Annotated in this window: 8 protein-coding genes; 1 reads left to right on the forward strand and 7 read right to left on the reverse strand. The window is 36.6% G+C overall.

Annotated features, from left to right (window positions below; genetic code table 11):
- Positions 1–10: 10 nt before the first annotated feature.
- The 4 genes from ADICYQ_RS14485 to ADICYQ_RS14495 all read right to left on the reverse strand — a co-directional run bounded on the left by ADICYQ_RS14485 (position 11) and on the right by ADICYQ_RS14495 (position 5309).
- Positions 11–2572, reverse strand: a complete 2562-nt coding sequence (locus tag ADICYQ_RS14485) for a SusC/RagA family TonB-linked outer membrane protein (protein ID WP_200861901.1) — start codon at positions 2570–2572, stop codon at positions 11–13.
- Entirely contained in the window at positions 2505–3404 is a 900-nt protein-coding gene (locus ADICYQ_RS27750) for a carboxypeptidase-like regulatory domain-containing protein (protein ID WP_200861902.1), read from the reverse strand. The genes ADICYQ_RS14485 and ADICYQ_RS27750 overlap by 68 nt, the downstream gene beginning before the upstream one ends.
- A 105-nt stretch (positions 3405–3509) precedes the next feature.
- Entirely contained in the window at positions 3510–4553 is a 1044-nt protein-coding gene (locus tag ADICYQ_RS14490; protein WP_020892842.1) for a FecR family protein, read from the reverse strand.
- A 147-nt stretch (positions 4554–4700) separates the two neighbouring features.
- Positions 4701–5309, reverse strand: a complete 609-nt coding sequence (locus tag ADICYQ_RS14495) for an RNA polymerase sigma factor (protein WP_040416418.1) — start codon at positions 5307–5309, stop codon at positions 4701–4703.
- Positions 5310–5850: 541 nt separating this feature from the next.
- Here ADICYQ_RS14495 and ADICYQ_RS14500 point away from each other — a divergent pair.
- Positions 5851–7023 carry a PQQ-dependent sugar dehydrogenase gene (locus tag ADICYQ_RS14500; RefSeq protein WP_020892844.1) on the forward strand — a complete coding sequence of 391 codons (1173 nt, stop codon included), beginning with the start codon at positions 5851–5853 and terminating at the stop codon, positions 7021–7023.
- A gap of 251 nt (positions 7024–7274) precedes the next feature.
- Here the strand turns inward: ADICYQ_RS14500 and ADICYQ_RS14505 are convergent, their stop codons facing one another.
- The 3 genes from ADICYQ_RS14505 to ADICYQ_RS27430 form a co-directional block, all read right to left on the reverse strand.
- Entirely contained in the window at positions 7275–7643 is a 369-nt protein-coding gene (locus ADICYQ_RS14505; protein ID WP_020892845.1) for a hypothetical protein, read from the reverse strand.
- A gap of 471 nt (positions 7644–8114) precedes the next feature.
- Positions 8115–8507, reverse strand: a complete 393-nt coding sequence (locus ADICYQ_RS14510) for a hypothetical protein (protein ID WP_020892847.1) — start codon at positions 8505–8507, stop codon at positions 8115–8117.
- A 258-nt stretch (positions 8508–8765) separates the two neighbouring features.
- Positions 8766–8942: a hypothetical protein gene (locus tag ADICYQ_RS27430; protein WP_161625603.1), complete on the reverse strand. Its 177-nt coding sequence runs from the start codon at positions 8940–8942 to the stop codon at positions 8766–8768.
- Positions 8943–9287: the final 345 nt, after the last annotated feature.

A 9287-nucleotide genomic window follows, 5' to 3' on the forward strand; every position in this document is an offset into this window, starting at 1 on the left:
GTGAGTTCTTTTAAAATGTCAAATTCAAACCAGCAGTCCATTGTCTTAATCGAGGATAACCTCCCCAATACCTACCATCTGTCCCTACTTCAGGGTCATATCCATTGAATTTGGAGAAGGTAAAGAGATTGGATGCATTCATAGAAATTCGAAGACGCATCGATTTAGGTAGGTCAAAATTATAACCCATGTTTAGGTTTTGGATCCTTACAAAAGAGCCATCTTCTATCCACCAATCCGAGAATTTCACCTGTCTCCCGTCTTTCAGACTAGGATACATGTTGGTCGGATTGTCAAGAGTCCATCTAAATGGGGTAATACTAGGCTGGTCAAACGCGTGGGTATTTAAGACATCATTGCCAAAAACGCCGTTTAGAAATATGCTTATATCGAATTTTTTGTAAGTCAGAGCCAGGTTTAAACTGGCGAGGAAATCGGGATTAGGATTACCAATGATCGTCCGATCGTTTTCATCCACCGACCCATCACCATTAATGTCCACATATTTGAATTCTCCAGGCTGGGCAAGGTCACCGTCCAGGCCAGTAAGCACGCCTTCCTCAAGCGATTGAATTATGCCATCAACTTTGTAACCATAAAAAACATTTACAGGCTGGCCTACCGCCAATAGATTTGGGAACCCTCTGAACTGTTCAATACTATTGCCTGAATACTGGAACTGCATCCCCGTATTTGGGTCAGTGATAAGTCCAGATTCCTGTGGATTCCCGAGGCTTGTCACTTCATTTCTGTTTTGGAAATAGATCAAGGTAGCATTCAAATTGAGATCTTTGGTTTGAATCAAATCACTACCAACGGTAAGCTCAATTCCTCTATTTATGATAGAGCCGTTATTGATCCACATTCTGTCATATCCTGAAGAAAGCGCCAGTATTCTTTCTTGTAGCAAGTCATCAGTGTTCTTTTGATAATAATCAAAAGTGACATTTAATTTGCTGTCAAAAAGTGAGAAATCAACCCCCGCATCAATCTGAGCGGTGGTTTCCCATTTTAGGTCTGGATTAGGTATACCGCCCCATAACACTTCAATTCCTGACTGTCCGGTACGGCCTACTTCTATACCCGGACCTATTGAAGTGATCCAATTTCCATTATTGAAATAATTGCTAACGCCATATCTGCTTAGCGTTTGATAAGGCGAGATCCCCTGGTTACCTGAAATACCATAACTCAATCTGAATTTCAGTTGATCGAATACATTCATTTCCCTCACAAATCCCTCTTCGTGGGCTTTCCAGCTTAATGCTCCTGAAGGAAAAAATGCCCATTTGTTGTTTTGTCCAAATTTAGATGAACCATCCGCTCTTGAAGTAAAGGTCATTAAGTATTTTTCGTCATAGGTATAATTGAACCTAAAGATCCCAGACACTAATTCAGATGCGACCAATCCATTGCTTACTCTATTTAGCTCCAGATTCCCTGCCCCTAAATTTTCATTGTTGAGTGTTTCATTGACAAAGTCAAATGCGCCAAGATTAGAAGTCCTTGATTCATCATTTTGATAAGAGTATCCCAAAGTAGAACCAAAGTCATGCTTTCCGAAAACTTTTCTATAATTGGCAAATGTCTCACTAACCACAGTACTTCCCTGCCAGTTGTTGATATAGGCAGCTCCGTTATTAAATTCTCCTGGTTGGGTATAGCGCTTAGGCTGATACACGTCATTGATGCTTGTTCCATACTTGAAGTTTAACCGGGAATTAATTGTAACGGAAGGAATAACTTCCCATTCAACATCCAAAAAAGAGAGTAAATCAAGTGTCTTGGATTCATTCTTTCGATTTTTTGTAATTGCTACAGGATGATCAAAATCCATGCTATTGAGAAGGTAATAATCACCTGTTTCATCATAAACGGGCCATATAGGACTTCTCCAAAAGGCCAAATCTCCATTGGCATTTCTTTTGCCTTTGGTCAGAATATTAGAGAAAGTGATTTTCAGGTTATCCAATACGCGATGGCTGATGCTAAAGTTTGTGTTGATTTTTGAATAATCATCTTCAATCTGAATCCCTTTGTCAGTAAAATAGGAAGCGCTAAGGTTAAAATTGGTCCTTTCATTGCTACTGGCAACAGAAAACGTAGTATTGTTAGAGATAGGAGCATCTCTGAATACGATTTGATCCCATTGTGTATTGTGAGGCCATTCTCCGCTTGACAGTTCTTCTATAGATGGGTAGTATATACCTGATGGAGAAACCTCACCAATAAATATAGGTTCAAATCCGCCATTTGCCCTTCCTTCATTGTGTAGCTCTGCCAATAAAGTAGGGTCTCTCCAAAGGTTAAGTTCTGAAGTGAACTCAGAAATGGTCATTTGCTGCCGAATACCAAAAGTTGTTTCTCCTTGCTTTGCTTTTTTTGTAGTGATAATAATGACTCCATTGGCACCTCTTGAACCATAAATAGCCGAAGCAGAAGCATCCTTTAAAACTTCAACAGATGCTATGTCTGCCGGGTTTATTTGTTTCAATTCTCCAGCATCACCTAGAGGAAAGCCATTTACCACTACTAAAGGTGAGTTTTGATCCTCTAAGTGAACTTCCTCCACGTATTCTCACTGTAGATCCTGCACCAGGATCTTGGGATGGGTTGATGATTTGCAAACCCGCTGCCCGTCCCTGAAGTACTCTTTCTACTGAATTGGCAGGAATATCCCTCACCTCTTCCATCTCTACCTGAGCCACAGAACCGGTTAAGTCCTCTTTCTTCACTACACCATAACCTATCACAACTACTTCGTCCAGGCTCTGCATGTCTTCTTGAAGTACAATAGTCAGTATTGAACGATTTGCGACTGGCACCTCCTGGTTTAAATAGCCGATAAAGGAAACCACTAAAATGGCACCCTCTTCAGGTACATTCAGGGAAAATTTACCATCTAAATCTGTAACAGTCCCGACATTTGTTCCTTTGAGAAGGACGGTTGCTCCTGGAATGGTTTTTCCATCAGGAGAAGTTACAGTACCAGTTATTGAGACCTCTTTAATCGATATTTCGACATTATTTCCCAATGTAGCTGTAGAACTTACACTGATGATATTATTGATCTGTTTGAATTTCACTTTGTTTTCTTTTGCTATTTTTAGCAAAAGATCCTCCATGGTGAGGGTTTGTTTGACTAGTGAAAATCGTTTGTCTAGAAATGAATCCTTTGTGTCGTACACAAACACAAAAGGCGTTTTCTCTTCCAACTTGGAAAAGAGTTGGCTAAGTTTTTCACTTTCAAAGCCAATGCTAACTTGAACATCTTTTACACTCTTTATATTTTGTGCATTTATTTCAGTGGCTGAAAGCACATTTATAAATATAACCTGCAAAAGAAGACCAAATACTGAATAGGTCATTCCCATGAGTAGTAGTTTTAGTACTCGTTTTTTCATAAATTTGTTAGGTTTATTGTTAAATTATTAAGGGCAATGAATCGTAATACACCGTATTGATTGGCGGATCAATACGGTTTTTTTTAAAATTTTATCAATACTTCATCAGTTAAATATTAGGGTGAGCTTTTTTTCCTTTAATTCGTATTTGAATTCTTTATTATAGGAGATTGCATCCAATACATTGGTTAAATATTCATTTTCAAATGTCCCTACCAAATTCCAGTCATTTTGAGGGACGCCTTTTATTTCTACTGAAACACCATACCAGCGACTTATTTCTGTTACAAAATCTTCCAGGTTGTTGCTATCAAAAATGAGTTTTCCATTTTTCCAGGAAATGGCTTTATCAAACATTGCCCTGTGGTCTTCTCTTGAAAATTCCCTGAAAATCTGTAGCTGTTTTGAATAAGAAACACCATGATCAGGTTGGACCAACACAGCATTTTCATTCTGTTCGTCAGATACGTTAATGGATCCTTCCAACAGTGCAATATTAATTTCTTGCTGGCCCTTATAGGCATTGACATTAAACTTGGTCCCCAATACTTTGACTTGCACATTTTCAGCAATGACTTTAAATGGACGTAAACTATCATGCAAAACATCAAAAAAGGCCTCTCCTTCTAAATGAACAATCCTCACAGAATCAGGAAATGTTTCAGGAAATGTGATTTTACTGTCTGCATTCAACCATACTTTGGAACCATCTGGTAACTGGGTTTGAGATTTCTGGCCTATGGGGTTGTATTTCTCTATTGCGATATAGGTATAAGCATTCTCAATTTCCTCAGGAGGAAATAAATTTTCACGTTGTAGGTAAACAATTGTGGCTGCTAACAATAATAAAATAGCTGCTGCAACTCTAACCCAGTAAAACGGTCTGGCGATAGGTTTGGGCTTGTTTTTTACCGTTGCCGTACCTTGAGAATCCTGGTATTGCTTCCATATCTTATCTTTCTGAAACGCATGGCTGATCAATTGAGGATCCTTGGTCCTCCCTTCCCAGTATTTTTTAAGCTGATCAAATTGGTATTGATGGAGTGGGTTTTCTTTTACCCAGTCCATCACCTCATTTTTTTCAGTTTGGTTGGCTTTGCCTGCTAAATAGCGGAGCAGCCTCAAATTCATGTCTTTTTTTTCGTCCATTTAGGAATAGGTCCTACGTGTAGCAATAAAGACACTGAACTCAGAAAAATCCCGTAATGAAATAGTAATTAATTTTAATACCAGAGAATTAAAACACCTAAGACACTCATTAACAACTTATTAATTTTAAAAAAAATAGTATCACACCTATAAAAAAATCGATAAAAACCTACTTTTTGATATTGACAAGTGTCCTTGATGTTCATCGTAAAATTGCTTCAAGGCAGTTCTAAGGTTCTCCAATGCGAGTTTTAAATGAACCTCAACCGTTCTTTCGGAAATACCAAGAATATCAGCGACTTCACGGTAAGACATATGCTCATCTTTAATCATCTTAAAAACAAGTCTTCTCTTGGGCGGTAATTTTTGGATGACACTGTCAAGTTTTTCTCCCAAACTGGCATTGATTAAGGTTTTTTCCGGATCAGTGCTCTCCGGAATCAAATAATCGTTTATATCATCAATGGGTATATTGTTGAGTAATTCTTTGGATTTCAACAAATTGAGTGATTTATTTTTGACCATCTTAAACAGGTAACCATCGAAATTTTTGATAGCCAATAAAGATTCTCTTTTCTGTAATAGCTTTAGAAGGACCTCTGAGACGATATCTTCCGCAAGATCATATCTAGGTAAATACAGCAATGCCAGGTTAATTAGCCTGGTATGGTAATGGTCAAAAAATTCTGAAAAAGCCCTTTCATCATTGTTTTCCACTATTAATGAAAGGAGGTGTTTTAATCTTATTGGGTTCATTGTAATGTCAAATCTACAATTTTTTACCAACTTCAAATCATTGCTACCTAAAATTCCTTTTCTTATTTCAAATGTGGCTAATTAACTGACTTTTAGTATTCACGAGTTGTCAGGGATTAGGGTTTTGAGTTATTATAACTCCAAATAGGTATTTAAACCCAGTACGGAATAGTCATTGGTTTACCTGATAGAATGTTCTTCGAAAATAAACCTGTAAATCATCTAGTATAATTCTGACTAACTTTTCCTGGTTTAACAAGTTTGAGAAACGACACAATCCATAGTCATATATTTAATCCATGGAATAGAGAAAAATCTAACCTAAGACCAAAATAAAAGGAACTAAATAGGTACACCTTTGTTAAAACATGAAATTGTGCCTGTCAGCAATGCCACTTTAATAAGAAAAAACCTTAAATTAATTTTTCAATGCTGGAATTGTCTATAATGTTTCATTGAAATTTAGGACCCAATTTTACCATTCATTTCCATTCTGAAAAGGATTAACGCTTACTTTAACCATCACAACTATTAAATAATTATGAAAAAACAACTTAACATTTTTCTAGTCATGGCCTTGCTTATCAGCACTGCTTGTACAAAGGAAACACAAGAAAAAACGGCTGAGCCAGAAGGGACTTTAACAATTGTTGAAGCCTTTCCAGAGTTGTCATTTACCAGACCTGTTGATTTTCAGCATGCCGGAGATGACTCAAATAGACTATTTATTTTAGAACAAAGGGGGGTAATCTCCGTTTTTGAGAATGAGGAAAAAACAGCAGCCAAAGCAGCTTTTTTAACAATCGAGGACAGAGTGGAAGATTCCGACAATGAGGAAGGTTTACTTGGCCTGGCTTTTCATCCAAACTTTGAGAGCAATGGTTATTTCTACGTTAACTACACCGCCTCTAGTCCCGATCGTTCTGTAATTTCTCGTTTTAATCTTTCCTCCACAAACCCAAACGAGGCAGATCCATCCAGTGAACTGGTATTGTTGGAATATGAGCAGCCTTATGGCAACCACAATGGAGGTCAAATTTCATTTGGTGCGGACGGCTTCTTATATATAGGAGTTGGTGATGGTGGGAAAAGCGGTGATCCCCATGGAAATGGTCAAGACCGAACCACTTTGTTAGGGAATATTTTAAGAATAGATGTTGATCAACAGGATGGATCAAAGAATTATTCAATCCCGGAAGACAATCCATTTGTCGACAACACCGAAGGATTCAGGGAAGAGATCTATGCTTATGGATTGCGAAATCCTTGGAGATTTAGCTTTGATACCGCCACCGATCAGTTGTGGGTTGCTGATGTAGGTCAGAACAGTTATGAAGAAATTGACATCGTTAAAAACGGTGGAAATTATGGCTGGAATACAATGGAAGGTTTCCATTGTTTCAAAGCAGATGAATGTGACCAGGAAAACCTTGAATTACCGATTTGGGAATATGACAGGGATGAAGGAGACATTTCCATCACCGGCGGATTTGTATACCATGGCGATGCCATAGAACAACTACAGGGACTATATGTCTATGCAGATTACGTTTCTGGAAGAATTTGGAGCTTGGATTTCAGTGATCCTGAAAACCCTGTAAACACTGAATTATTCAAGACAGAATTCCCAATCTCCTCCTTCGGAGTGGACCAAAACCAGGAAATCTATATCTGTGGTTTTGATGACAAGATTTATAAGTTTGGATTAGAGTAAAAAAAGGCAATTAAAAAGGATGCCCGGCAAATTTGTCGGGCATTTTTTATTTATAGTGTTTCCTACTGGTGGTGTATGGATATAGTCGGTAATTTATTACAGGACTAATGAATGGATAGGGTTTATTATCCGTTTTATTACCTGAGCCTTAGTTAAGAAAGTTGAAAACTTTCATCATTTTAGGTCTAAGTTACGCTTCGCTAAACTTAGACCAGTAAGGGGGGGATAAGGCTTATTAACCAGTCTTAAGTTTACATAGTTTTTGGTGGTATTCTCGTTTGAGAAGCTTTAGACTTAGAATGAACCTCTCCCTGTGAATGAGGGGCAGAAATATCGCTTGGGTTGCCAGAACCATTTGCAGGTATTGGGTTTGAGTTAGGAACTGCTCTGACAGCATTGTACTTCTCCACTACATTCTTATTCAATTCTGCCTTTTTTCTTTCAGAGATTATCCCGAGTTTGAATGCGGTATTATTAAACCCAAGATGAGCATCTCGCAGAGGTCTACCGAAGCGATCCAGGATCGATTTTTGAGCGGTTCCATTTTCAATGGAATCAATTACTTTTTTCGCAGCGAACCCTACTAGTGCTGCACCTACTGCCTTGGCTATAAATTTCATTTTGTTAGTCGTTTAGTGATACTTTGTGTTTAGAAATAATCATGCCACACTTACCCTAAAGACTGTTCCGGTTAAAAATTTTTCAAATGAGCAAACATTTAAAATTTGGTCTGAGTGTGTAGAATTAAATACAAAATCTGGCACTATGGCAGGAGGATTTTCCGTCCTATTAGTACAACCAATTTATAGATTTGAACTGGGTGTTGTTTGCAAGACGCCCTAATATCCTTAAAACAGTTCGTAGTTGAAAAACAAAGCCAAATCACCAAAAAACCCACTTCAAGTAGGCCGTGTTTTTTACCGTAATCTATTGCTCTGGAATACAGGTCATTTTAAGACTTTTCAACTATTCCAATCCGAAAGTTTGCACTCTTTCATGCGCACCGCTCCATTAGATAGGAAGGTGTAGATGCAATCTACACCTAGTGGTGGATAATGATCAATTAATTTAATAAAACATCCCTAGTTAAATTATTTTGGATTAAATTTTATATTTATATAACTGTATATTTTTCCATCCTCAATATAAAGGATACTAAAATTTTTATCAAAAGGTACTATTATCATATCTAGACTATTTGAATCATTTGGATAATTTAAAATTCTGAAATCTTCAAATTGATTTGAAAAATGTAGCGAAGCTAGAGAATCAATTTCTTGATCACTTTTCAATTCCGTATTTTCTAAATCCTGAAGGAAATAGTTTATAACCAGTTCACTTTCGCTTACTGATTCTATTTCATCCTTATTTCTAATATTAAATACATATTTTATTAAGTCGTAATAAAAATATGAAAGATTAAAATAAATAATAGTCGAAACAATTAATCCAATCAATATCCCTATACCTACAAATTTTTTCATATTATTTGATTAAAGAATCAAAATAATCAGTCTCACCGTTATAGTCCATTATATCTTTGGATTGAATATCAAATATTTTGTCATATCCTCGAACTAGTCAAATTATTGTCCTGAACTGGGTATGGTTTGCAAAACACCCAAATATCTTCAACAAATCGCAATTGAAAAATAGAACAAAATCACCAAAAATCCACTTCAAGTAGGCCTTCTTTTCTAACGTAATTTTCCGCACTGGAATACAGGTGATTTTCAGACTTTTCAACTATCCCAACCCCAAAGTTCGTCCTCTTTCTGAAGGATCGCTCCATTAGATAGGGAGGTGTAGATGCAATCTACACCTAGTGGGGATAGGAAGGTGTAGATGCAATCTACACCTAGTCGGGGATCGATTTTCATTATTTGAATTTTGTTCTCCTCCAATTTTTTATCTATCATATAGAAAAGTTCTGGGTAATAGATTTGAGCTTAATATTATTGAGTGGTTTTTTCTTTATATACACTTAAATCAGTATCAATCACAATTTCAAAATAATCATTACTAATTTTATTCAATTCATTTATCTCCTCAGTAGGGTAAAAGGTTGAAAGTCTAATAACCTCAACCAATCCTTTTTCTTTTATACTTTCTTTGGATTTTTTGGTCCATAATGAATAAATAATTCCTCGAATTTTAATTGGAATAAAAAAATTAATTTTATCTGATATAGATATTATATTTTTTATCTTTTCTAGTATTTTAAATAATTCACTAGGCAGTTCGTAGTATTTTATTTTTTATCT

Source organism: Cyclobacterium qasimii M12-11B (assembly GCF_000427295.1).
Classification (GTDB): domain Bacteria; phylum Bacteroidota; class Bacteroidia; order Cytophagales; family Cyclobacteriaceae; genus Cyclobacterium; species Cyclobacterium qasimii.

Excerpts from the sequence above, each read along its gene's own strand:
- ADICYQ_RS14510 (WP_020892847.1), bottom strand. The coding sequence starts at position 8,507 with ATGAAAAAATTTGTAGGTATAGGGATATTGATTGGATTAATTGTTTCG.
- ADICYQ_RS27750 (WP_200861902.1), bottom strand. The coding sequence starts at position 3,404 with ATGAAAAAACGAGTACTAAAACTACTACTCATGGGAATGACCTATTCA.
- ADICYQ_RS14490 (WP_020892842.1), bottom strand. The coding sequence starts at position 4,553 with ATGGACGAAAAAAAAGACATGAATTTGAGGCTGCTCCGCTATTTAGCA.
- ADICYQ_RS27430 (WP_161625603.1), bottom strand. The coding sequence starts at position 8,942 with ATGATAGATAAAAAATTGGAGGAGAACAAAATTCAAATAATGAAAATC.
- ADICYQ_RS14505 (WP_020892845.1), bottom strand. The coding sequence starts at position 7,643 with ATGAAATTTATAGCCAAGGCAGTAGGTGCAGCACTAGTAGGGTTCGCT.
- ADICYQ_RS14500 (WP_020892844.1), top strand. The coding sequence starts at position 5,851 with ATGAAAAAACAACTTAACATTTTTCTAGTCATGGCCTTGCTTATCAGC.
- ADICYQ_RS14495 (WP_040416418.1), bottom strand. The coding sequence starts at position 5,309 with ATGAACCCAATAAGATTAAAACACCTCCTTTCATTAATAGTGGAAAAC.